The 23735-nt window shown below is 28.8% G+C and carries 24 protein-coding genes; 11 read left to right on the top strand and 13 right to left on the bottom strand.

Features of this window, described 5'->3' with window-relative positions:
• Window positions 1-26: 26 nt before the first annotated feature.
• The 3 genes from GOQ27_RS07335 to GOQ27_RS07325 all read right to left on the bottom strand — a co-directional run bounded on the left by GOQ27_RS07335 (window position 27) and on the right by GOQ27_RS07325 (window position 5786).
• Window positions 27-1721 carry an MASE3 domain-containing protein gene (locus tag GOQ27_RS07335; protein ID WP_203366194.1) on the bottom strand — a complete coding sequence of 565 codons (1695 nt, stop codon included), beginning with the start codon at window positions 1719-1721 and terminating at the stop codon, window positions 27-29.
• A gap of 122 nt (window positions 1722-1843) precedes the next feature.
• Window positions 1844-3754 (bottom strand): ribosomal protection-like ABC-F family protein, encoded by a 1911-nt coding sequence (gene abc-f, locus GOQ27_RS07330; protein ID WP_203366193.1) that lies wholly within the window; start codon window positions 3752-3754, stop codon window positions 1844-1846.
• A 46-nt stretch (window positions 3755-3800) separates the two neighbouring features.
• Window positions 3801-5786, bottom strand: coding sequence for a PAS domain S-box protein (locus GOQ27_RS07325; protein WP_203366192.1), 1986 nt, complete (start codon window positions 5784-5786; stop codon window positions 3801-3803).
• Window positions 5787-5961: 175 nt separating this feature from the next.
• Here GOQ27_RS07325 and GOQ27_RS17460 point away from each other — a divergent pair, with 175 nt between their 5' ends.
• A complete protein-coding gene (locus GOQ27_RS17460; protein WP_203366191.1) occupies window positions 5962-7095 on the top strand; it encodes a SpoIIE family protein phosphatase in 1134 nt (377 codons plus the stop codon).
• A gap of 17 nt (window positions 7096-7112) precedes the next feature.
• Here the strand turns inward: GOQ27_RS17460 and GOQ27_RS07315 are convergent, their stop codons facing one another.
• The 4 genes from GOQ27_RS07315 to GOQ27_RS07300 form a co-directional block, all read right to left on the bottom strand.
• Window positions 7113-7664 carry a rubrerythrin family protein gene (locus GOQ27_RS07315; RefSeq protein WP_425475011.1) on the bottom strand — a complete coding sequence of 184 codons (552 nt, stop codon included), beginning with the start codon at window positions 7662-7664 and terminating at the stop codon, window positions 7113-7115.
• Window positions 7665-7778: 114 nt separating this feature from the next.
• Window positions 7779-9143 (bottom strand): sensor domain-containing diguanylate cyclase, encoded by a 1365-nt coding sequence (locus GOQ27_RS07310; protein ID WP_203366189.1) that lies wholly within the window; start codon window positions 9141-9143, stop codon window positions 7779-7781.
• Window positions 9144-9298: 155 nt separating this feature from the next.
• A complete protein-coding gene (locus tag GOQ27_RS07305) occupies window positions 9299-11797 on the bottom strand; it encodes a DsrE/DsrF/DrsH-like family protein (RefSeq protein WP_203366188.1) in 2499 nt (832 codons plus the stop codon).
• Window positions 11798-11911: 114 nt separating this feature from the next.
• A complete protein-coding gene (locus GOQ27_RS07300; RefSeq protein ID WP_203366187.1) occupies window positions 11912-12193 on the bottom strand; it encodes an ArsR/SmtB family transcription factor in 282 nt (93 codons plus the stop codon).
• Window positions 12194-12412: 219 nt separating this feature from the next.
• On the opposite strand from GOQ27_RS07300, the gene GOQ27_RS07295 reads away from it, so the two are divergent.
• Window positions 12413-13690 carry a DUF1576 domain-containing protein gene (locus GOQ27_RS07295; protein ID WP_252187772.1) on the top strand — a complete coding sequence of 426 codons (1278 nt, stop codon included), beginning with the start codon at window positions 12413-12415 and terminating at the stop codon, window positions 13688-13690.
• Between the two features lie 2 nt (window positions 13691-13692).
• On the top strand, window positions 13693-14034 hold the full coding sequence (locus GOQ27_RS07290) for a hypothetical protein (protein WP_203366186.1): 342 nt from the start codon (window positions 13693-13695) through the stop codon (window positions 14032-14034).
• A gap of 8 nt (window positions 14035-14042) precedes the next feature.
• Here GOQ27_RS07290 and GOQ27_RS07285 read toward each other — a convergent pair whose 3' ends face one another.
• The gene (locus tag GOQ27_RS07285) at window positions 14043-14882 is read right to left on the bottom strand and encodes a DMT family transporter (protein WP_203366185.1); all 840 of its coding nucleotides are present in this window, start codon (window positions 14880-14882) and stop codon (window positions 14043-14045) included.
• A gap of 119 nt (window positions 14883-15001) precedes the next feature.
• Here GOQ27_RS07285 and GOQ27_RS07280 point away from each other — a divergent pair, with 119 nt between their 5' ends.
• From GOQ27_RS07280 to GOQ27_RS07270, 3 genes are read left to right on the top strand one after another with little or no spacing between them, the layout of a single operon-like run.
• Window positions 15002-15184: a spore coat associated protein CotJA gene (locus GOQ27_RS07280; protein WP_203366184.1), complete on the top strand. Its 183-nt coding sequence runs from the start codon at window positions 15002-15004 to the stop codon at window positions 15182-15184.
• An 18-nt stretch (window positions 15185-15202) separates the two neighbouring features.
• Complete coding sequence (locus GOQ27_RS07275; RefSeq protein WP_203366183.1) at window positions 15203-15472, top strand: spore coat protein CotJB; 270 nt, start codon at window positions 15203-15205, stop codon at window positions 15470-15472.
• A gap of 13 nt (window positions 15473-15485) precedes the next feature.
• Window positions 15486-15674, top strand: coding sequence for a manganese catalase family protein (locus tag GOQ27_RS07270; RefSeq protein ID WP_203366182.1), 189 nt, complete (start codon window positions 15486-15488; stop codon window positions 15672-15674).
• A gap of 92 nt (window positions 15675-15766) precedes the next feature.
• Here GOQ27_RS07270 and GOQ27_RS07265 read toward each other — a convergent pair whose 3' ends face one another.
• Window positions 15767-16066 (bottom strand): DUF3784 domain-containing protein, encoded by a 300-nt coding sequence (locus GOQ27_RS07265; protein ID WP_203366181.1) that lies wholly within the window; start codon window positions 16064-16066, stop codon window positions 15767-15769.
• Between the two features lie 56 nt (window positions 16067-16122).
• Window positions 16123-16656 carry a hypothetical protein gene (locus GOQ27_RS07260; protein WP_203366180.1) on the bottom strand — a complete coding sequence of 178 codons (534 nt, stop codon included), beginning with the start codon at window positions 16654-16656 and terminating at the stop codon, window positions 16123-16125.
• A 142-nt stretch (window positions 16657-16798) separates the two neighbouring features.
• On the opposite strand from GOQ27_RS07260, the gene GOQ27_RS07255 reads away from it, so the two are divergent.
• On the top strand, window positions 16799-18235 hold the full coding sequence (locus tag GOQ27_RS07255; protein ID WP_203366179.1) for a recombinase family protein: 1437 nt from the start codon (window positions 16799-16801) through the stop codon (window positions 18233-18235).
• A 46-nt stretch (window positions 18236-18281) separates the two neighbouring features.
• Window positions 18282-18596 carry a hypothetical protein gene (locus GOQ27_RS07250; RefSeq protein WP_203366178.1) on the top strand — a complete coding sequence of 105 codons (315 nt, stop codon included), beginning with the start codon at window positions 18282-18284 and terminating at the stop codon, window positions 18594-18596.
• A 231-nt stretch (window positions 18597-18827) separates the two neighbouring features.
• Here GOQ27_RS07250 and GOQ27_RS07245 read toward each other — a convergent pair whose 3' ends face one another.
• The 3 genes from GOQ27_RS07245 to GOQ27_RS07235 all read right to left on the bottom strand — a co-directional run bounded on the left by GOQ27_RS07245 (window position 18828) and on the right by GOQ27_RS07235 (window position 22420).
• Window positions 18828-19574 (bottom strand): tRNA threonylcarbamoyladenosine dehydratase, encoded by a 747-nt coding sequence (locus GOQ27_RS07245; protein WP_203366177.1) that lies wholly within the window; start codon window positions 19572-19574, stop codon window positions 18828-18830.
• Window positions 19575-19653: 79 nt separating this feature from the next.
• Window positions 19654-21009: a sigma-54-dependent transcriptional regulator gene (locus tag GOQ27_RS07240; protein ID WP_425475010.1), complete on the bottom strand. Its 1356-nt coding sequence runs from the start codon at window positions 21007-21009 to the stop codon at window positions 19654-19656.
• 16 nt (window positions 21010-21025) lie between these two features.
• On the bottom strand, window positions 21026-22420 hold the full coding sequence (locus GOQ27_RS07235) for an ATP-binding protein (RefSeq protein WP_203366175.1): 1395 nt from the start codon (window positions 22418-22420) through the stop codon (window positions 21026-21028).
• A gap of 442 nt (window positions 22421-22862) precedes the next feature.
• Between GOQ27_RS07235 and GOQ27_RS17095 the strand changes: the two genes are divergently transcribed.
• Genes GOQ27_RS17095 through GOQ27_RS07225 form a run of 3 tightly spaced genes read left to right on the top strand, consistent with a single transcriptional unit; the run spans window position 22863 to window position 23733 of the window.
• Window positions 22863-22997, top strand: a complete 135-nt coding sequence (locus GOQ27_RS17095) for an LDCC motif putative metal-binding protein (protein WP_252187771.1) — start codon at window positions 22863-22865, stop codon at window positions 22995-22997.
• Window positions 22998-23035: 38 nt separating this feature from the next.
• Entirely contained in the window at window positions 23036-23428 is a 393-nt protein-coding gene (locus tag GOQ27_RS07230) for a NusG domain II-containing protein (protein WP_203366174.1), read from the top strand.
• A 20-nt stretch (window positions 23429-23448) separates the two neighbouring features.
• Window positions 23449-23733: a DUF2933 domain-containing protein gene (locus GOQ27_RS07225; protein ID WP_203366173.1), complete on the top strand. Its 285-nt coding sequence runs from the start codon at window positions 23449-23451 to the stop codon at window positions 23731-23733.
• Window positions 23734-23735: the final 2 nt, after the last annotated feature.

Raw genomic sequence — 23735 nt, 5'->3', positions numbered from 1 at the left:
AAAAAGCAGAACAATAGGTTCTGCTTTTAGTCTATATTCATAATAAACATTGTTATATCATCATCAATGTCAATTTTTCCTCTAAATCTATTTAAATCATCCGATATTTTATTCAGTATCCCTCTAGAAGTTAGGTATTTCTTTCTTGTTGTTAATTCTAATAGCCTCTCTATACCATACTGTTCTTTATCCTTGTTTTGTATTTCAATAACCCCATCAGTATAGAGTAATATTCTATCTCCCTTACTTAGATTGATTTTTTGGTTTGTAAACTCTGGAACAAATACATCACCTAATTTACATATAGGGAATCCATCTTTAAGTTCAAGTATTTCTACTTCACCATTATTCTTAATATGGATAGGTTTACAGTTATGCCCTGCTGAAGAATAAACAAATTCATTAGTTTCTATATTTAATACTGAATATACTAGCACCATATGGGTCTCATCAGGAAAATCAGATTCGTTAAATACTTCATAGAAATCTTTTAATACTTCTCCTGGATTTAAATAAAAGTCTTTATCTACCTCATCATCAAATGGAGTTAATACTCTGTCAGCGAAAATTGTTAGCATTGCTGAAGATACTCCATGTCCAGATACATCAATAAGAAACATACCTACATGCTTATCATCTATTTTAAAGTATTTATAAAAATCTCCACTTAATTTTCCACAAGGAATATAATCAGAGTTAAATTCAACCCCTAGATGTTTTACATCTTTTTTAGGAATAAGGGCCATTTGAATTTGCTTAGCAGACTCCAATTCATTAAGCATTCGATTATTCATGTCTTTTAATTTGTAATTAGTAATTGCCATTTCTTCAGTCTTTTCCTTAACTGCACCTTCTAGCTTGTCCACATAAGATTTAAGGTCTTCTCTCATTTTCGAAACTCTCATATAAGGGTCTCTTATATTTTCAATAAATAGAACCTTAAAAATAATAAAATAAGATAAAGTCTTAAATACATGTCCCAATACGTTAATACCATCATGGACATTTATATATGCGGTAAACATCACTTCTGAAAATACTGAAAGTATTAAGGCTGATATCATAGTTATATTTAATTTATGAGAAACTCTAGCATTTCTTTTTCCAATTAACAGTATGGATATAATGAATAATAAGGTAATTATATATTCTAAAACAATCTTTGTCATTGTAAGTCCAGATCCCTCAACAAATAAAGCTGGAATAATATTATTCTCATAAACTATTAAATATCCTAAACCTACTGAAATAATAACACTTACTAAAAGAAAGTATTTCTTATTTAAATCCGTTCTTGTTTCATCGGAAAATAGTGATGCTAAAAGTATTCCTAAAGCCATAATAAGTCTAGAAAATATCCAATAAGCAGTAGCCTTCTGTGCTATATTTGTGGTTATAAAATCTGGCATTCCCTTATAGGATAATAAATGAAACGTATCTAGAACACCTACTATAAAAAATGTATTAGCAAATATAATATTTCTTATTCTATCAGAATAATCATATATATTATACAGTGCTAAAAATATAGAAAAAGCTATCAAAACACTAGATATTTCTAGTAATGTATGAAACACTAAAAACAGCTCTTTATCTAATACTAGATGAAAAAAATTAGTGAAACTCACTAATGATATAGCAGCTATACCAAAAATAAGAGTATATATTAATTGGAAATAGTCTTTATTTAACCTAAAATCAGACACTCTTTTATTAATCATAATCACACCCCTTTTGTGGGTTCCTGTCGTATTTACAATTTTAATATTATATTTTCGTTTATTATGTTATATTATATCAGATTATGAATAATATCAACAGACCTATTTCGAATAATAGAACTTTACCCTTCAATTTCTTCCTTTAGAATTAGCCATTCTTCCATTATTTCATCTAATTGCTTTATAAAGTTTTCTTTTTCTTTAAACAATTCCCCTAAAACATCAATATTTGAGCCATTATTACTCATTTGATGTTCTTTATCTTTTATTACAGTTTCTAATTTTAGTATATTTTCTTCTAACTCTTTAACTTTTTTTATCTTGTTTTTACTAGGTTTAGATTTACTTGTTGCTTTTTTAATTTCTGCTGTTTTCTCATTAATAACAGCTTTACTTACAACTTCCTTATCCTCTAGATCCTTTCTTTTCATCCTATAATATTCATAATCCCCCACATATTCGATTATTTTCTTATTATATATATGTAATATTTTCTCGGCTAATTTATTAATGAAGTATCTATCATGGGATATAAAGAATATAGTTCCATCAAATTCTATTAAAGATTTTTCTAATTTTTCTCTAGATGGAATATCCAAATGATTTGTAGGTTCATCTAACAATAGAAGATTTGTCTCCGTATTCATTAACTGACATAGTCTTAGCCTTATCCTCTCTCCTCCAGATAATGTTGATATTGTCTTATATACATCATCTCCTATAAAATTGAATGAGGCTAATATCCGTCTAGTTTCTTCTTCTCCTATATTAAAATCATACCTTATAAAATCTAAAAGACTTTTTTCTTCTCCCTCAAACACTGGTTCCTGTGATAAATATCCTATTTTTACTCTACTTCCTATATTAAGAATTCCTGAATCTTCTGCATATTCCCCCATAATAATTTTGAATAATGTGGATTTACCGCTGCCATTATCTCCTAAGAGTCCTATTTTTTCACCAAAATACACTTTGAAATCTATATTATTTAATATAATATCTCCGTCAAAGGATTTGCATATATTTTCTCCAACTAAAACATCTTTTCCAGATCTATGAACAGAGTCAAAATTAAGAGATATTTTCTTTTTATTTTTTAGTGGTTTATCAACTTTATCCATTCTTTCAATTCTTTTCTCCATATTTCTAGCTTTTTTAAAGAAAGCCTCACTATCAGCTCTATCTCCCCAATCTCTAAAGCGTTTTACAGCTTCTTCCATCTGTTTTATCTTTTTTTGTTGATTTTGATATTGATTCATTTGGATTTCAAGAAATTTTTCTTTTTCTTCTATATAGCCTGTATAATTACCTATGTATTCTTTTATAATTCCTCTATCTAATTCTAGTACCTTTGTTACTGTTCTATCTAAAAAATATCTATCATGAGAGATTATTAGAACAGATCCATCATAATCTTTAATATATTCTTCTAGCCACTCTACAGATTGAATATCTAGATGATTTGTAGGCTCATCTAATAATAATATATCCGGATTTATTATTAATATCTGGGCTAACATTACCTTAGTCTTTTCTCCACCACTTAATTGGTTAAAGTCACATTCTAAAAAATCATCATTCATATTAAGTCCAGTAGTAACTCTGTTTATTTTATCTTCTATTCTGTATCCACCTAGAAATTCAAATTTATTCTGTAATTCACCATATTTTGTTACTAACCTATCTAATTCCTCCTCTTTAGCCTTTACCATACTATACTGAATTTTATCTAATTGTTTTTTTATATCTAATACTTCATTAAAAGCTAAATATAATACATCTTTGACCTTAGTGTTGTCTTCATATTGAGGAATCTGACTTAAATAACCAACTTTTATATCCTTTCTTGTATGTATAGCTCCGTTATCATAGTTTTCCTCTTTATTTAATATTTTAAATAGGGTGGTCTTTCCTGAACCATTTTCTCCTATTATGGCAACCCTATCTCCTGTATTCACCTCAAAGGAAACTCCATTTAAAACTTTATGTACTCCAAAATACTTTTCTATATTATTTACACTTATATCTATCATATTTTTACCTCCACTAAAAAGGACTAGGGATAAAGTAAGACCTTTATTATAGAAATAGATCAGAAAAATTCACTTGGACTATCTGTTTTTCTACTTCATGTTTATTAAGATTCAAGACTTTAATCTTGAAATCTTCTTTAGGTAGTATAACTGAAAATCTACTTCCTAATCCTATATTTGTTTGAATATCTAATTTACCACCGTGTATTTCAAGTAATGACTTCACTAAGGATAATCCTAGCCCAACTCCTTCATGGGGTCTAGTAAGTATAGAACCCATTTGGGAAAAAGGTTCAAATATACTATCTACATATTCTTCAGATATTCCTGGACCATTATCTTCCACAGTAATAATAGCCTGTCCACCTACTTCTGTTAATGTAACATTTACTATGTCCTTTTCTTTGCTTACTTTGTAAGCATTTGATATCAGATTTAACACTACCTTTTGTATAACATTGGGATCTATTTTTACTATCTTCTTATTAAATGTGGTATTAAAACAAGTCTTAATTTCTTTATAGTGTATAGTATGATTTATCGTGTTTACTATTTGTATTAATATATCCACAATATCATAATATTTGAATCTTGTTTCAAAATCATTTAAAGAAACTTTTGATATATCGATAGAATTATTTACTATCTTTAATTGTCTAAAACAATTTTTCTTTAGAGTATAGAGATGCTTCTTGATACTCTCAAACTTATCTTCCCATAGATCATTATTCATATATAAATCTAAAAGTTGAATTGTGCTAAGGTTTACATTTAGAGGAGTCTTTAATTCATGGGACATAACAGCAAAAAATTCTGATTTAGATTTATTAAAACTATTAAGTCGCTTTAATTCTTCTTCTTTTTCTTCTAGTTCACTAGCTAATTTTAATATCTCTTGCTTATCAATCCTGTTAGCAACTACCATAGTAGCTGGTTTATTATTCAAATCAAATTGTATTGTAGAAATAACTAAATTTATTATCTCTCCAGTAGAAGATATCACCTTTGATTGAGTATTTTTATAGTCTATACCATTAACATATTCATTTTCTAATCTTTCTTTTATAGTTTTAAGGTATTCTTTAGGTACTATATATTCTATTCCTCTCCCTATAAGATCTTCCTTATTTTCATAACCCAATAAATTGAGCATATTGTTATTTACATATTCTATTTTAAAATCCCTATGAACAATAATACAATCACTAGTACTCTCTGTAATTGCATTGAATCGATTTTGTACTTCTTGTAATTTTTCATTTAGTCGATTTCTATCAGTTACATCTCTAACTAACATTATAAATTCTTGCCCGTATTCACTTTCAATAATACTAGATACAATCTCCACATCCAAAACCTTTCCATCTATCCTTATTATCTTAACTTCTTTTATAGGATTAATTTTTTTTCCATCTAATAGTGCTTTTCTTCTCTTTAAATATTCATTTTCATAATCAGGATGTTTAAAGGTACTCATAGGCATATTTATAAGTTCATTAGGGCTATTAAATCCATATAATTCAACAGCCGCTTGATTTGCATATGTGATTATATTGTCTTGAAACCTTATAACAGCTAGGGGTAAATTCTCTAACATATTTCTATATTTTTCTTCATTTTTTTTAATATAATCATCTAAGTAAGCTCTTGATGTAATATCTCTTAACACTTCTAATGTAGCTATTCTCCCATTAATTGATATCATATTTCTATGAATTTCTACTTTTTTCTCATTACCGTTTATTGTATTCACTTTTAATTCTATTAGAGGCTCAACTTTATTAAATGTTATTTCATCATTAAGTCTTAGAATTTCTTCAACACTATCGGGATGAATAAGTGATATTATTCGATATCTCATAGCATTATTCTTATTTTTAAATTCAAAGAACTGAATAAATGCATTGTTACAGTAGATAATCTCTTCACCTGCATGAATTAATATAGGATCAGGGATTAACTCATAACCCTTTAGTACTTCTTTTTCAATTTTAGGTATATCCTTTTGAATGTTCAATTTCAATAATTCCATTCATACACCCCCTAAAATAAATACACTAAATAATGATATTTATTAAACATTATTTAAGTGCTATAATTAAGATATATTCGACATAATTTTCTGAATATATCTGATTCTTAAATTAATTATACCATATGAATAAGGCTGTATATACACCATAAAATTAAATTGGGGGGTAAATTTAGTGAAAAGAAATATCCTTATAGTAGATGATTTACCTAGAAATGTTGAGTTGATATCGGCAATAGTTAGTTCTACACTAAAAGATATAAATATTTATAAAGCAGATGACGGAATTAAAGCTCTAAAAGTTATCTATAATAATGATATTGATCTAGTCATCCTTGATTTGGCTTTACCTAAAAAAGATGGATTAGAAGTATTATCTGAAATTAAATCCAGTGAAAATCATAAAGATATTCCTGTAATTGTTCACTCTGGCATTAGTAATAAAGATGTAATTAAAAAGACTCTAGAAATAGGAGCTATGGATTATTTTATAAAACCATTAAAATCAGAAGATATTGATTTTTTTATACCTATTAAAATTAAAAATGCACTGGAATACTATACTCATAAAAAATATCTATTAACTAAAGATAAAATAAATAAAGAAGAAATTGATTTAGCTAAAATTCTACAAAACTCTTTAATGTTTAACCATAAAACTGATGATAATGTCGAAGTCTATGGGAAGTACTTACCTTCTACTGGATTGGGCGGAGATTGTTATGACACCATAACTATTAAAGACAAAACTTGGTTTATGATAGCTGATATAATGGGCCATGGAGTAGCTTCTGCTATGGTATCTTTTATGGTAAAAGCTCTATTTAATCAATTAGCAACCTATGACCTATCTCCAAAAGATTTATTAGAATCTATGAATGCTACATATTGTAGTATGATGGAAAAGTATAATGAAATTATATTTTCTATATTTGTTGGAACGATACATAATGATGAACTTATTTATTCTTCTGCCGGCCACCCTTATCCTATACTATATAAAAAGTCTAAAAAAGAAGCTTCTTTTTTAAAAAGAAATGATACCCTAATGGGTATCTCTTCAGATACAACCTTTCATGATTCCAAAGTTAATATAGAATCTGAAGACTTGATATTCTTATATACTGATGGTCTTTATGAGAGATCTAAATCAATGCATAGCATTGATACTGTAATGAATTATTTACATTCTTACGAGAGTTTACTCTCTCCAACCCCAGTGAGATTTATTAACAAGATATTAGAACGACTTACGATGAATAAAGCTAAGAATGATGATATAGCGATATTAACAATAAAAAAGAAGTAAGGGAGTCCCTTACTTCTTTACTTTATAAACGATGTGAATTTTTCTTTTTTAGCTCCACAGATTGGACATACATCTGGTACTCCATCTATAGCGGTATATCCACATACATCACAAATATGTACATCTTCTATATCATAGTCTTCTCCATTATCAACTGATTTTTTAGCCTCAATATATAATTTTTCATGGATTTTTTCTGCTTCAATAGCATAATGCATTGATCTTATTGCAGATTTTTCTCCTTGCATCTTTGCTACTTCAAGATATGCAGGATACATCTGATGAATTTCAAAATGTTCTCCTTCTGCAGCCCATTCTAGATGTTGTGAAGTATCAGATACTCCAAACCCTGCCATAGATGCAACTAAATATTCTCCTTTTTCATCCCCTAATGCATTAAAATGATTTGATGCATGTACTTCTTCAGCATATGCTACCGCTGTAAATAATCTAGCAACATTTGGAAAACCTTCCTTCTCAGCTTTTGTAGCCCATACTTTATATCTCATATGTGCTTTTGATTCTCCTCCAAAAGCAGATCTAAGATTAGCTGCTGTCATCTCATTCATAATTAACATCCTCCCTTTATATATGATATCTTGCCAATAAAAATTTACCCCAATATATTATTATGAAACAATAATATTAAAAATCTTTGTGTTTTTTAGAAAAACATCCCAACATTAAGATGTATATAAACTTCTAGAGAGCCTTGATGATTTGTTTTTATGCTTTATTTTATCTGCATACATATTAGAATCAGCTTTCTTCATTACTTCTAAAACTGTTTTTTCCCCTTTCCTTGTAATATCCCAACCTAATGATATACTTATTTCAAATTTATTGAAATTAAGATTAAATTTCTCTATTGATTCCCTAATTCTCTCTACTAATTTTTCCATCTCATTTTCATTGAAATCATATAGTATAATAGCAAATTCATCTCCTCCAATCCTGGCTAGTATATCATCTGATCTCAATGTTTTTTTTAAAATAGCAGCTGATTCTTTTATATATTTATCTCCTATATGATGTCCCAAGGTATCATTTACTCGTTTAAGTCCATCTAAATCTGCAATCAAAACTATTAACGTTTCATAATCCATATCTTCCATTAATTTAATCTCCTCTTCAAAATAAGACCTATTATATAATCCAGTCAAGGAATCTTTTAAGCTTAATACTTTCAATTTTTGATTTGCTATTTCTAATTGTAGAGACTTTCTTTTAAGTTCTATATTATATTGGCTCAATTGATAAAAAAGTGATTTATAGGGTTGTTTTAAATTTATACCATTAATAGACTTATATAATAGATAAAAAGATATTGTCTTAAAGATATGTCCAAGCATATTAAAATCATCCTGAATACTACTATAAGAAACAAAAAACAATTCAGAAATGACCATAGTAATCATAGAACAAATCAATAATATATATACATCTTTATGAAAAAAATTCTTAAACTTTACCATCAGTATTATACTTAATATTAAAAATACAGTAATAATAAGTTCACTAATTACTTTAAACCTTGTCATACCTCCCCCATCCAATAATGTGATGGGAAAACTCTCACTTACAAACACACTAGATAAAGCTAATATACTAGCAGATACATATAAGACCATAAATACTCTTATATTAAACTTATATTTTATGAATAAAAATGATACTAGAAGAGATATCCCCTGTATATATCTAGCAATTAACCATAATTGAGCAGTAACATTAAGACCATAGTCAAATATGCCTATACCTTCATATGTCAATGTATGTAATATATCAAAACCTGCAACAAAGCTATAACTCAAACCTAAAAAAGTAAAATATTGAGTCTTAGATATTTTATGAGTATTTATCGCTATTATTCCTATAGACATACCTATAATAACAGTAAAAAGTTCAGCTAAAGTATGAAAAAATAAGTAGTTTGTAAATGAAGTATACACAAATCCAAGTAAAACAATAAAAAGTAAAACTCCACTTTTTATTATTTTTTTATAAGAAGTTCCCTGTTTGTTTAGTTGTTCTATTTTTATATCCATAGTTTTTTTCGCTCCAAAGTAGATTTATTAGGTAATTATTCCTATTTTTATATAGTTATTTCTACCCATTTCATAAAGCGTGTAACAAATTTTTAAAAAATAAGTTTTATAATGAATAATAAAAAAACTGGTGATATTATCACCAGTTTTAAAAGTTATATAAATAGATTTACATCTGATTCTTCTGCTGCTCCTAGGTAGTTTGCAACTCCACCCATTTCTACTCCATCAATTAATTCTTCTTCTGTGATTCCCATAACATCCATACTCATAGCACAAGCTACTATTCTTACTCCATTTTCTTGAGCCTTTAAGATTAAATCTTCTAATGAATCTATGTTTTTATCTTGCATTACTCTTCTTATCATCTTTGAACCCATACCAGCCATGTTCATTCTAGATAATCCTAATCTTCTACTACCTCTTGGCATCATAGCTCCAAACATTTTATCCATGAATCCTTTATTTACATTTATTTTGTCATGTTTTCTTAAGACGTTAAGTCCCCAGAATGTAAAGAACATTGTTACCTTTCTTCCCATTGCTGCTGCACCATTAGCTATAATGAATGAAGCAATAGCTTTATCTAAATCTCCACTAAATACTACCATACTCTTATCTTCTCTTGGATTAGCCACTGGTGCTGTAGTAGGTTTATTCTTCACACCTTTTCTTATTATTGCTGCAAAAGATTTATCTCTTTTTTCAGTACTAATAAGAGTATTTCCTGTTCTTTTACACCATGTTTTTATATCTGACATGAAACCTGGATCTGTAGCTTCTACTTCTAATACATCTCCATCCTTCATTTCTTTCATTTTCTTAAATACTTGCATTATTGGCCCTGGACATTGTAGACCACAAGCATTAAGTTTTACTGTCTCTCCAATTTCTTCTTGATGAATATCTTCTATATGCTCCGGATTTCCTGCTTCATCATACTCAACTTCTGCATCACACGTATGTCCTCCACACATATCTCCATCTTCTTGACAGAACATGCAGCTATATGTTGTATATCCACCACTTAAGTTCTTAACATTATTAAATCCATTTTGTTTTAATATTCTAGTAGCGATATATCCTCTAACTCCGATTGCACAATATATTACTATAAGTTTATCTTTATCTAGCTCATCTAATCTATTTCTTAATTCATTTACCTCTATATTTATTGAGCCTTTTACATATCCTAGTTCTCTCTCTATAGCTTCTCTTACATCAAGGATTATAGTTTTATCCATATCTAGATCTTTCATTTCATGCCAATGGATAACATCTACATCTCCCTTTAGAATATTTTCAGCTGTAAATCCTGCCATATTAACTGGATCTTTTGCTGACGAATATGGTGGTGCATAGGCTAATTCAAGTTCTTTTAAGTCATACACTGTACTATTAAATCTAATTGCAGTAGCTAATACATCTATTCTCTTATCTACTCCAGTATACCCAACTATTTGAGAACCTAATACTTTACCATCCTTATCAAAAATAAGTTTTATTGTCATAGGTATAGCTCCAGGATAATATCCAGCATTTGATTTTGAATGAATTATAGAAGTAAAGTAATCTTCTCTATATCTCTTTCCATTTCTCTTAAGTGTCTTTTCATTTATACCAGTATTAGCAACTGTTAAGTCAAATACCTTAGCAATTGAAGTTCCTTGAGTTCCTTTATATGCCTCTTCTCTACCTGCAATATTATTAGCAGCTATTCTTCCTTGCTTATTAGCTGGCCCTGCTAAAGGAACCATTGTTTTATCTTTAGTGTTAAAGTCAATAACTTCAATAGCATCTCCTAAAGCATATATACTCTTATCGGAAGTTCTTAGATACTCATCTACTATTATTCCGCCTCTTTTATTCATTTCTAGATCAGCTACTTTAGCTAAAGAAGAGTTTGGTCTTATACCAATTGAAAGAATAATAATATCTGATACTATTTCTTTACCACTTTGTAATACAACAGTAGTAGATCCATCATTGTTTTGTTTAAATTCCTTAACTCCATCTTCTAATACTAGATTTACATCTTTACTTCTTATATGATTATGAGCTATTTGAGCCATCTCATAGTCAATTGGTGCCATAACTTGATCTGCCATCTCAACTATTGAAACATCTAATCCTCTATCATGTAGATTTTCAGCCATTTCAAGACCTATAAATCCTCCACCTATAACAGTTGCTCTTTTAGGCTTCTTCTCATCCACATATCCCTTTATTCTATCAGTATCTGGTATATTCCATAATGTGAAGATATTTGATGCATCTATACCTTTAATTGGAGGCCTTAATGGAGTTGACCCTGGCGAAAGTACTAATACATCATAAGACTCTCTATATTCTTTATTTTCCTTTAGATCTTTAACTATAACTTCCTTCTTATCTTTATTAATACTTAAGACTTCATTATTAACTCTAACATCAATATTGAACCTTGCATTCATAGCCTCTGGGGTTTGAAGTAATAAAGCATTTCTCTCTTCAATAGTTCCACCTATATAATATGGTAATCCACAGTTTGCAAAGGAGATATATTCTCCCCTTTCAAACATGATTATTTCTGAGTTTTCATCCATTCTTCTAAGTCTTGCAGCGGTACTAGCTCCACCAGCAACCCCTCCGACTATTAGCACTTTCTTTGACATATACAATCCCTCCTATAACGTTATATCAATATATTATAATTATACGATTATTTTGTTAAAATAAATACATATTTAAACATGTGAAATTATTTCGCCCTTAAATCAATCCAATTACTAATCTAAAATAGAACTAATTATTTTTTTCGCATCTTCATTTACTACATAGTAATTGATTTCTGTACCCTTTCTTCTACCTTCTATAATACCTGCAGCTTTTAGCTTACTTAAGTGCTGAGATACTGTAGACTGAGGAGCATTCAAGCAGTTTTGCATTGTAGTTACGTTTCTTCCCTCTTCCTCTATTAAACCTTGTACAATGCACAATCTGATAGGATGGGCTAAAGCTTTTAATACTTCTGATTTTTCATTAAATAAATCTATTTTATCAATATTCATTCTAAACTCTCCTAAAATCGTTATATTATGATTTTACGATATAATCGTAAATTTATCAAGGATTTATTATAAATTATTTTATTTTTTTATCGAATGTGGTAAAATAAAAAAAGTGTTTACATTAAAAACCTGTCTATTTACTCTTATCTTTTAGTATTCCACATACAAATTATTCATATGGTAAAAAATAATTAAAAATAAAATTTCGGAGGTGACCCGTTGAAGAAAGATTTTGTGAAAAATCTATATTGTAATGTAGATAAATCAGAGAATTCAATAAAGAAATATGTTTTATTAATATTACCTATTACAATGTTTATATTGGGATTCATTTTAGATGACATAAATCAAATACTAAGTGGCCTTTATAATATAGTACTAAGTGAAGATTTATTATTAACCGATTACTTGGTTATTGGTGGGATTGGTGCTACCTTTATAAATTCAGCTATTCTTAGTTTCTTTAATATCTACCTGCTCCATAAACTTAAAGTACCTATAAATGGTACTGCTATTGCTGGAGTATTTATAGTAGCTGGTTTTGCATTTTTTGGTAAAAACATATTTAATGTATGGCCGATATATTTGGGAACATATTTATATTCAAGGTATCAAAAACGAAGCTATAGAAGTGTATTGTATATCACTATGTTTGCCACCGCTCTATCTCCAATTGTAAGTCAGTTATCCTTTGGATTAGGACTTCCTATTCAACAAGGTCTAGCTCTTGGAATTCTGTTTGGTACTGTAATAGGATTTGTAGTAACTCCTTTGTCAGCCCATTTAGTTAGAGCTCATGATGGGTACAATATATATAATGTAGGATTTACAGCAGGTTTTATTGGCACTATATTAATTTCTGTACTAAGAGGTTTTGGTATGGATGTAAATACTCAATTAATATTATCCCATGAGTATCATAATATTTTAAAATATATTTTAATCTCATTTAGCATTATTTTGTTTGTTATTGGTTATTTCTTAAACAACAAATCTTTCAAAGGATTCTTAGACATCTTTGAATTTTCTGGAAGACTAGTTACAGACTTCGTTATGCTTATTGGCATAGGAAATACTTTTATAAATATGGGTATTATGGGACTAATTTCGATTTTATATGTTATAATATCTGATGGAGCAATTAACGGACCTATCGTCGGTGGTATATTAACGATAATAGGATTTTCTGCCTTTGGTAAACACCCTAAAAATACTATACCTGTTCTACTAGGAGTACTGACAGCTGGGTTTATAAATATATGGGATGTGGACTCTACCTTAGTAATTATAGCAGGTCTATTCGGCACAACCTTAGCTCCTATAGCAGGAGAATATGGTGTCTTTGCTGGATTTATTAGTGGATTTATCCATCTTTCAGTAGTTATGAATATTGGATCTCTCCATGGAGGAGTAAATTTATATAATAATGGTTTCTCTGGAGGTATCGTTGCCTCTGTACTTGTTCCAATACTTGATGCATTTTCAAAGGAGGATTAATATTGAATCATGAAATAAAAAAAATCAGCAAAATTATTGATGAATTATCTACATTCTGTCTATTACATGGTGCAAAACTTATGAATATGTCTGTAGAGAATAATAAAGATCATTTCAAAATAATATTAGAAATGGATAACTTAGACTATAGTAATAAAAAAGTATCTCGTCTAGAAAAATTACTTAATTGCCCTAGACAAGCTGAAATGGAAGAATTTTACTGGGAATTAACAGGTGAGTCAGATCATGATTCAGAATTGAGTATAGTTGGTATGATGGTAGATAAAGCTGATATAGTGTTCGAAGAAAACTCATTAAAATTAACTCTATATAGATATAAATAATTATTTATTTATTTATTTATTACTATATAAGTAGATATTAGTATAAGGATACCTCCTACAATTGTCATAATACTAGGTATCTCTTGAAAAAATATAAAAGCAAATAGTACTGCACTAAGAGGGTCAATATAGGATAAAACTCCTATAGATTGAACCCTTATTTTTTTTATACCTTCAAAATATAATGTCAAAGCTAAAGAGGTATGCACTAATCCAACAACTAATAATAATATGAAATTCTTAATATTTATCACATGAAAATCATTTATAAAAGGCATAAAAAATAAAGATGCCACAAGAGTTTGTATAAGTACTATAGAATATGAAGATACATTTTCTAATAATTTCCCAGTTATGGTTACTAGCCCATAAAATACTGCAGCAGTTAATCCATATCCTATTCCTATTGATGTGGCTTCAGAAGATAGCATATTAGGCCCTGAAACCATTATTATTATTCCTATGAAGCTTAATAAAACGGCAAATATCTCTTTAATCTTTATCTTCTCTTTTAAAATAAAAATGCTCATTACCGTAACTAATACAGGAGCTGTATAATAACTTAGTGTAGCCGAAGATATAGTGGTAACCTTTATGGCCTTAAAGAAAAATAACCAATTTAGGGATAAAAATATTCCTCCTACTCCTAATAAAAAGTATTCCTTCCCTAGAATATCCCTTCTATTTTCTATAAATACTTTTCCTTTAATTAAGAGTATTGAAATCCCAGCAATAAGTACTCTATAAAACACTATCAATTCAGAATCTAAATCTATATATCTCACAAAAACACCTATACTTCCCCAAATCAACATTGAAATTATTACCATAAAATATCCATTCATCATATTTAATCACCTCTTTATATATAATAACAGAAATTTATGCCTCAAGATTATATTTTTATCACAGTAATCTATAAATCTACGTACTATATAGTGAATAGAAAGTTTGAAGGAGGGTTTATATGGATAAGAAAATGTATCCTGAAAATGAATATAAATGTCCTGAGTACGAATTAGCCCATGCTTATGTTCCTTATCAAAAAATGTGTAAGGTTTATGAGCCTGGTGAAGGTTTATGCAAAGGCACTATATTCCCTGAATTATATAAGCCATATAAAGTATATGATAAAAAGAAAAAATGTTAGATTGCTGGAGGTGTTTTAATGGACTCTAATCAAATGAAATTATTACAAGATTTAATGGAAGTAGGTTTCTCTTTAGTAGAGACTAACCTTTATCTAGATACTCACCCTACTGATGAAAGAGCATTAATGCTTCATAATACACTATCTAAAAAATATAAAGATTTAACTACACTTTATAGTTCAAAGTATGGACCATTAACTTATACTGGTATGTCCATGTGTCCATGGGAATATATACAAGGTCCTTGGCCTTGGGATATCGAGTATGAAAAATGTCGTTATGATTAAAGGAGGTTAGTTTATGTGGATTTATGAAAAAAAAATACAATATCCTGTAAGAGTAGACTCCTGTAATCCTGCTCTAGCTGCTTTAATAATAGAACAATTTGGAGGAGCAGATGGTGAGTTATCAGCAGGTATTAGATATTTAACTCAAAGGTGGACTGTACCAACGGATCAGGTTGTTGGTTTTTATTTCTACTCTTCATAGTTTTATTATTTCTGTTAAATTTTAATAAATTCAATACAAAAACACTTAGATAAAAATAATCTAAGTGTTATATATTTAATACTTATTTAAGCCTACTTTTTTTGAAAATTCTTATAGCCAACAGCCATTTTTATACTCATCAATAATATTAATATTGTTTGCCATATTATATTACTCTTATTAAAAATTAATCCTAATATAGAAATTGCTATAACAAAAATCCCCATAATAAATAGATGTAATCCTTCATATTTTGCAAGTCCATCTTTATCTAATACTTTTCTTTCATCATAGCCTGCTATTAACCATAGGCTTTTATTAATCCATATCAAATACCCTAAAATTATAAATACTCCACCAACTAACGTAAATATAATATTGATAAGAAACAAGAGCTCCAACTCCTTTGTAGTGATTTATCCTTTAACTCTAATATGAATTTTACTCATTACTGTAATGGCATAAAATGAACTTTCCATATTCCATCTTTATTTTTCACAAGATTAAAACCAAATCTATAAGGCTTTCCATCTGAATCAACCTCTTCAGGATGGTCCCAATTAATATTTGCATGTTTTTGTTCCGTAATGTCTACTTTTAAATTCTCTACACTTTGGAATTCCTCATATGACTTCATTCTATCCTTCTCTGGGAATTCCATGTCTTCTTCCTTAGACCATTGAACATATTCTTCATCTTTAATATATAGTTCATACTGGGTTTCATAATCTTTATTATATCCAGCATGTAAATACATCTTGCATATTGATAGTGGCTCTACCCCTTTGAGCTCAGATTCATCATAATTCTTCTTAAATTCATCGTAGATTCCCATCTCTTCTTCACTTAATTCTAAAAGATCAATAGTGTAAATTTCGTCATCATCTGAGTCAGTTGTTTGTGAATTTGTAGAATCTAAATCATCACATCCCATCAATAGTAAAGATAAAATTGCAATCAACACAAGAACTTTTTTGAACATATTCATCCCCCTCTATGTATGATATTTCATTTAAGTATATATTATCAATGAACCCATTATATGTAAATATATTAAAGAGAAAATATTAAGACCTCGTCTATTTTATTTCTGTTTCTCATATAAGTTATATAGAGGTGGTACCATGAAAAAAGTAGCTATATATATTCGTGTTTCTACTCAAGAACAAGCTAAAGAAGGTTACTCTATACCTGCTCAAAAAGATAAACTTCTAGCTTACTGTACAGCTAAAAATTGGTCAATTTATGATGTATATATAGATGGTGGGTTTTCTGGAGGTAACATAAATAGACCTGCCCTTAAAGAACTCCTAGATAATTTAGATAATTTCGATATTGTTCTAGTTTATAAACTAGATCGTCTCTCTAGAAGTCAGAAAGATACCCTACATCTCATAGAAGATGAGTTCCTCAATAAAAATGTAGACTTCGTAAGTCTGTTGGAAGCATTTGATACCACAAGTCCCTTTGGAAAAGCTATGATAGGAATACTTAGTGTATTTGCACAACTTGAAAGAGAAACTATAAAGCAAAGAGCTAAACTTGGTAAAGAGCGCCGAGCTAAAGAAGGTCTATGGCGTGGAGGCGCCCATGTACCTACTGGGTATATATATTTAGAGGATAAGGAAGAATTAAAAGTAGATGAATATGAAGCCCTACAAATTAAAGAAATATTTCACCTTTATGGGGAGGGCAAAGGATATAAAAAAATTGCAGATATACTTAATGCCCAAGGCTATAGAAAGAAAAATGGTGGTATGTGGCATATTAATGCCATTAAAAGAATATTAACTAATCCTGTATATAAGGGATTTATAAAATATAAAGGAGAAGTTTACCCAGGAAATCATAAAGGTATAGTTAATGAAAAACTATATGATGAAACACAAATCTTGATAAAGAAGCGAAGTACTAATTCCTTTCCTAGCTCTAAGTATCTATTAGGAGGTATGATCTGGTGTGGATATTGTGGTGCTAGAATGAAAGGAACTTGGATTACTAGGTATAAAAATGGTCCAAAACATTATTATTATATTTGCTATTCCTCATCTGGTACTCCAACTTACATGATAAAAGATCCAGACTGCCCAGGAAAGCATATACCAATGGAGAAAGTGGATGAATATATTATAAGTAATTTCAAAAATATTCATCTTGATAGAAATAAACTAATTAATATTCATAATAAACATCAAAAATCTAAAACTCAATCTGTAGATACAAAGATATTAAAGGATAAGATCAAATCTATAGAAAATCAAATCTCGAAACTTATGAATCTCTATCAATATGAACATATACCATCTATTGAACTTTCACAGAGAATTGAGCCTCTCTACAAAGATAAAGACAAAATTCAAAAAACTCTACAAAAAAATTGCAAACCTATAGTTAGTACCACTAATATAGGTTTAGATGAAATATTAGAATATATTGATAAAATAGACCTTATATGGAAAGAAGCTAATTTTGAAGAGAAAAGGATTTTATTAAAAGACTTTATTGATAAAATATATATCAAGAATGATGATATCTCTATTAAATGGAAGGATATTTTATAATGTAAGTGAATTATTTAATATTAAACTATAAGGAGGACATTCTAATATGAAAGAATTCTATAATAAGGATCATAGTAAACCAACATCACAAGGAACAGCTTTAATTAATCAAATAAAAGAATCTCCTTTATTGGATAGAATAAATCCTACTTGTGAAGGTTGTGGTCAAAATCATTCCTATCTTATTCATAAAAAGAAAGTTTATGAAGGAAATAAAAATTTCTTCAGACTACTTGTACCTAGAAAAACTAGATATTATATTAGTTGTCCCCAATGTTCCTTTGTAATGGAATTAGACTATGATGAATATCAAGCATTAAAGATAATTGCAGATCAAAATCAAATCAGAGGAAAATCTTAATTATACTCATAGCTTATTTATCAAAATCATATATATTACTATGGATGCTTATAAAATCATTTATGAAATCATCGAAAGAATTATAATCAAAGAACGAGAAAAAAAACAAAAGAAATAAGGTCAAGCGAGGACTTGACCTTTAATTATTCTTTATATATGTTTCAATCATCGTAAATGCTTTTTTCTTATAAAATACTAGCCCTAAATAAAACTAAAAAATTATAGCCCTTATTATTTTATAATATCCTTAACTACTTCTGAAGCAATTATAAGTCCTGCTACTGATGGAACAAAGGAGGTGCTCCCTGGAATTTGTCTTCTTTCCACACAGGTTCTATCTTTATTAGGACATATGCAATTAGTCTTACAGTCTCCTTCTACTACCTTTGGCTCAATTGGCTTCTCCTTTGAGTAAATTACTTTCAGTTTATCTATTCCTTTTCTTCTTAATTCCTTTCTCATTACTCTTGCAAGTGGGCAAGTAGAAGTATCATATATATCAGCAACTTCTAGCATAGTAGGATTCAATTTATTTCCTGCTCCCATACTACTGATAACTGGGATACCCATTTTATTGCATCTCTCTATCAAATCAAGTTTCGCAGAAACCATATCTATAGCGTCAATTACATAGTCATAGTCTTCTGATAAAAGTCTCTCTGCACTTTCACTATTATACAATTCTTGGAAAGTTATAACCTCCACTTTAGGATTTATTTCTTGTATTCTTTCCTTCATAACTTCTACCTTTGGTTTACCAACTGTTTTCAGTGTGGCATGAATTTGTCTGTTAATATTAGTAAGACAAACATCGTCATCATCTACTAATATAAACTTTCCTACTCCACTTCTTACTAGTCCTTCTACTGCAAATGTCCCTACTCCACCTATACCAAATACTGCCACTGTACTATTTCTTAATTTATTTAACCCTTCAGTTCCTATAACCATTTCTGTTCTTGAAAATTCATGTAACATGTCATCACTCCTATGCTATTTTAAAATTATTATTTTTTTGGTAGTTTAGTATATAAACAGCTATATTTATAATCTTCTATTATTTTTCATTTCTAATACTATGTTTATCTATTCTATAAAGCAAGGTATGCCTAGAGATACCCAGTAGTTTGGCAGCTTGTGTTTGATTGAAATTCACCTTCTCTAGTGCTTGAATTATAAGGCTCTTTTCTACTTTATCCAAATTTATACCTTCTTCGGGTAACGTATATTCTACTGGATGATTATCAGAAGATATTAACTCTTTTGGTAAATCTCTTTTAGTTATTATATTACTTCTGCTTAATATTACAAGTCTTTCTATAATATTTTCAAGTTCTCTTATGTTACCTTTCCATTGATATTTAGTTAAAATTTCTAAGGCACCCTCAGTTATCTCCATTTTACTTCTCCCTATTTCTTTACAATATTTATCTAAAAAGTATTGAACCAGTAAAGGAATATCATTTTTTCTATCCCTAAGAGGAGGTAATTCTAGAGGTATAACATTAAGTCTATAATATAAATCCTCTCTAAAACTACCCTCTCTGATCATTTCTTCAAGATCTTTATTAGTTGCTGCAAGAACTCTAACATCAACTTTTATGGTTTCTGTTCCTCCAACTCTTTCTAGTTCTTTTTCTTGAAGTACTCTTAATAACTTCACTTGCATAGAAAGACTTATTTCTCCAATTTCATCTAAAAATATAGTTCCACCATCAGCTCTTTCAAATCTACCTAATTTCTTACTAATAGCTCCTGTAAATGATCCTTTCTCATGACCAAACAATTCACTCTCAAGGAGATTCTCTGGAAGAGCTCCACAATTCACTTTTATATAGGGCATTTTTGCTCTATCACTAGTATAATGAATTGCATTAGCTATCAATTCCTTCCCTGTACCACTTTCTCCTGTTATCAATACCGTTGCATTACTTGTAGCTACCCTGTTTACGATATCTAACACTTGTTTCATATTATTACTCTCACCAATAATTTCTTTTCCCGTTTCATTTCGTAATTCATCAGTAAGAAACTCTATTTGTCTTGTCATATCTCTAATATCTAAAGCTTTTCGTATTATTATCTTTAATTCCTCTACATCAAAAGGCTTAGATATGTAATCTAAAGCTCCTATTTTCATAGCTTCAATAGCACTTCCCATTGTTCCATGGGCTGTTATCATAATCACCGGAATATCTTTATTAATTCTTTTAATATTCTTTAATGCTTCCATACCATTCATTTTGGGCATTCTCATATCTAACAGTACTAAATCAGGTTCAGATTGTTTTATTATTCCTATTGCTTCTTCACCATTTTCTGATGATATCACTTGATAGTCTTCATCTTTTAATGCTCTTTTAAGAGCCCATACCATATTTCTTTCATCATCTGCTATTAAAATTCTTTTCATCATACAACTCTCCCTTCTAACCTTTAAGGGGTAAATAAATATGAACTATTGTTCCTTTGTTTAATTCACTTTCCACTTCTATATATCCCTTATGTTCTTCTATTATTCTATGAGTAATTGATAATCCTAATCCAGTTCCAGTATCCTTTGTAGTATAAAATGGTTCAAATATTTTTTCTAACTTTTTCTCTGGAATTCCTACTCCTGTATCATAAAAAGTAGTTTTTACCCAACCCTTATCAATGGTGACTTCAATATCTAGTTTTCCACCCTTAGGCATAGCTTGTATTGCATTGAATATAATATTTATAAAAGATTGTTTTAAATTATCTTTATCTATTAATACTTGAGGATTTATTTGAGATTCAAGATTAAGTCTTACATTATGCTGTTCAGCATATTTTCTAATAATCAAAACAACCTCTTTTATTAGTTCTTTGATATTAAATAATTTGACTTCCTTCATTCCAGGCTTTGCAAAGTTTAATAAGCCTTGAATAACTAAATTTGCTCTATCTATTTCTTGACTAATAATGCCTAGTCCTTCTTTCATATCTTCATCTTTAACTTCACTGTAAAGAGTTTGAGATATTGTTTTTATTATTCCTAATGGATTTCTTATTTCATGGGCAACTCCTGAGGCAAGTTCTCCCACTGCAGAGAGTTTCTCTGCTCTTCTTATTTGGTTTTCTAATTTTCTGATTTCAGATATATCCTCTAGTACAATAACTAGACCTTCAATATCACCTGCAATATTACGCAAAGGATATGCTAGTAGCTTTACATATAGAATTTCACCCCACTCAGACTTACATTGAGTTTCAATACTTAAATACTTCTTATTATACTTAATAACGTCCTTCAATTTTTCATTAACCTCTTTATAATCAGTAAAAATTTCATTTAATTTTTCGTTCTTATTATCTGAATAGAAAAGATTCTTACCTTCTTTGTTGACAGATTTGATATTCAAATCATTATCTACTGCAATCACCACATTGGTTATACTGTCTAAAATATTCCTTGTATAATTCTCTAACCCAATTAGTTTCTTAATTTGTAACTCCAACATAACTTTTTTCTTAAAATCTGATTCAACCAAATATCCTGTTATTACTCCAACTATTAAAAACATGAAAATTTCTAAAATCTGATTTAATATAGCTATATCTATATCATTAAAATATATAAATATATGAGGAGCATATACACTAGATACAATAATTGAGGTAATTAAGCCTCCTTTTAATCTAAATCTAAAAGCTGCAACTATAATTGGAATATAATATAGCCTTCTATAAAAGTCATGTATACCCCAATGGGTTGAGACAGTAAAATAGTGAAGAAATGTAATAATTAAAATATTAATGCCTATAAAAAGTATATCCCTTTTATCTTCGTTAAGTTTCATATTAATCCATCCTTAATAAAAATTTTAAATTATATCTTTATTATTTCTTAATTATATTTTATCATAATAAAAAAATAGCTAGCGATAAGTTCTCGCTAGCTTACCCATATATTCCAAGGGGGACTATTAATGTTATTATATAAACTTGCAATATATATACCAAGTTTTAAAATCTTATATTTACCTAATAATTAAAAATCGAATAAACTTAACTGTAGTATATGCTACATCCACAGTACCATATGCTACATATCTCTATCTTTTAATACTTCATCATACTTACAGTTTTATATCCTAATACTGACTGTGCTACTTTTACTATGAGGTTACAAGTATCATTCCTTTTATTTTTTTAGATTTAGTTTAACTAAATCTATATTTGGCATACAGATTGCATTAATAATATATAAAGATATAAATAGAATTAAAGGAGAGATTAGAAGTGAAAAAATGGTTTAAAAAATTTCTTGAAAAATTAGCTGATACAAATAAAGAAAATTTCGGATCAGGAAGAATGGATTGTTGTGAAGTAAATCAGCAAAGCAATGGTTCTTATTCTAAAAGTAAGAAGAAATAAATAATACTGAGTTTATTATTAGAAAGTAGGACCTACCTATGAAAAAAGGTGATATATTAATAATTTTTATTATTCTAACTTTAGCTCTTTTTATCAATATGTTTATTAATAACTTAAATTCTACTTCGAGTAAAAAATATGTTATTGTTCAAATAGATAAAGAAGTAATAAAAAAACTATTAATAGAAGATACCACAGACAAAACTATTGAATTTAAATTTAAGAATGAGTTAGGTTATCTACAGATAAAAGATGGAAAGATTAGAATGCTAGAAATGGATGAATTGTTTTGTCCTGAAAAAATTTGTTCAGAAACAGGGTGGATTAATAACCGCTATGAAACAATAGTATGTCTCCCTAATAAAATCTCAATTAATATAGAGAATTTTAAAGAAGTAAATAAAACAGATATTGATGAAGTATCATTTTAAAAATTGAAAGGGGAATATCAATGAAAGATAATCAAAGTACATCCTGTCATGAAGAAAATCAAACTAATAATGATGGTAAACATAAGAAAAAACATGGAAAAATGATGATGTTATGTTGTCTAATACCAATTGTATTAGCCATTTCTTTACCATTGCTAGGATTTACAGAGTCTATAGGGGCAACCTTTATCCTATTACTTTGTCCTTTACTTCATATTGGAATGATGGTAGTAATGATGAGAAATGGAAATTCTGGTGGTTGCCATGGTAATAGAGAAAATAAAGAGTTAGAAGGACAAAAATAAAA

This window comes from Anaeromonas frigoriresistens (assembly GCF_016820655.1).
In the GTDB taxonomy this organism is placed as follows: Bacteria; Bacillota; Clostridia; order Tissierellales; family SIT17; genus Anaeromonas; species Anaeromonas frigoriresistens.
The sequence above is the reverse complement of the archived record's forward strand: the minus strand, read 5'-3'. Positions and strand labels throughout refer to the sequence as shown.

Coding starts and splice junctions, on each gene's coding strand:
- GOQ27_RS07230 (WP_203366174.1), top strand. CDS start 23,036: ATGAAAAAAGGTGATATATTAATAATTTTTATTATTCTAACTTTAGCT.
- GOQ27_RS07240 (WP_425475010.1), bottom strand. CDS start 21,009: ATGAAAAGAATTTTAATAGCAGATGATGAAAGAAATATGGTATGGGCT.
- GOQ27_RS07235 (WP_203366175.1), bottom strand. CDS start 22,420: ATGAAACTTAACGAAGATAAAAGGGATATACTTTTTATAGGCATTAAT.
- GOQ27_RS07245 (WP_203366177.1), bottom strand. CDS start 19,574: ATGTTACATGAATTTTCAAGAACAGAAATGGTTATAGGAACTGAAGGG.
- GOQ27_RS07270 (WP_203366182.1), top strand. CDS start 15,486: ATGTGGATTTATGAAAAAAAAATACAATATCCTGTAAGAGTAGACTCC.
- GOQ27_RS07310 (WP_203366189.1), bottom strand. CDS start 9,143: ATGGATATAAAAATAGAACAACTAAACAAACAGGGAACTTCTTATAAA.
- abc-f (WP_203366193.1), bottom strand. CDS start 3,754: ATGATAGATATAAGTGTAAATAATATAGAAAAGTATTTTGGAGTACAT.
- GOQ27_RS07285 (WP_203366185.1), bottom strand. CDS start 14,882: ATGATGAATGGATATTTTATGGTAATAATTTCAATGTTGATTTGGGGA.
- GOQ27_RS07325 (WP_203366192.1), bottom strand. CDS start 5,786: ATGGAATTATTGAAATTGAACATTCAAAAGGATATACCTAAAATTGAA.
- GOQ27_RS07300 (WP_203366187.1), bottom strand. CDS start 12,193: ATGAATATTGATAAAATAGATTTATTTAATGAAAAATCAGAAGTATTA.
- GOQ27_RS07275 (WP_203366183.1), top strand. CDS start 15,203: ATGGACTCTAATCAAATGAAATTATTACAAGATTTAATGGAAGTAGGT.
- GOQ27_RS07280 (WP_203366184.1), top strand. CDS start 15,002: ATGGATAAGAAAATGTATCCTGAAAATGAATATAAATGTCCTGAGTAC.
- GOQ27_RS07305 (WP_203366188.1), bottom strand. CDS start 11,797: ATGTCAAAGAAAGTGCTAATAGTCGGAGGGGTTGCTGGTGGAGCTAGT.
- GOQ27_RS07315 (WP_425475011.1), bottom strand. CDS start 7,664: ATGAATGAGATGACAGCAGCTAATCTTAGATCTGCTTTTGGAGGAGAA.
- GOQ27_RS07260 (WP_203366180.1), bottom strand. CDS start 16,656: ATGTTCAAAAAAGTTCTTGTGTTGATTGCAATTTTATCTTTACTATTG.
- GOQ27_RS07250 (WP_203366178.1), top strand. CDS start 18,282: ATGAAAGAATTCTATAATAAGGATCATAGTAAACCAACATCACAAGGA.
- GOQ27_RS07335 (WP_203366194.1), bottom strand. CDS start 1,721: ATGATTAATAAAAGAGTGTCTGATTTTAGGTTAAATAAAGACTATTTC.
- GOQ27_RS07255 (WP_203366179.1), top strand. CDS start 16,799: ATGAAAAAAGTAGCTATATATATTCGTGTTTCTACTCAAGAACAAGCT.
- GOQ27_RS07225 (WP_203366173.1), top strand. CDS start 23,449: ATGAAAGATAATCAAAGTACATCCTGTCATGAAGAAAATCAAACTAAT.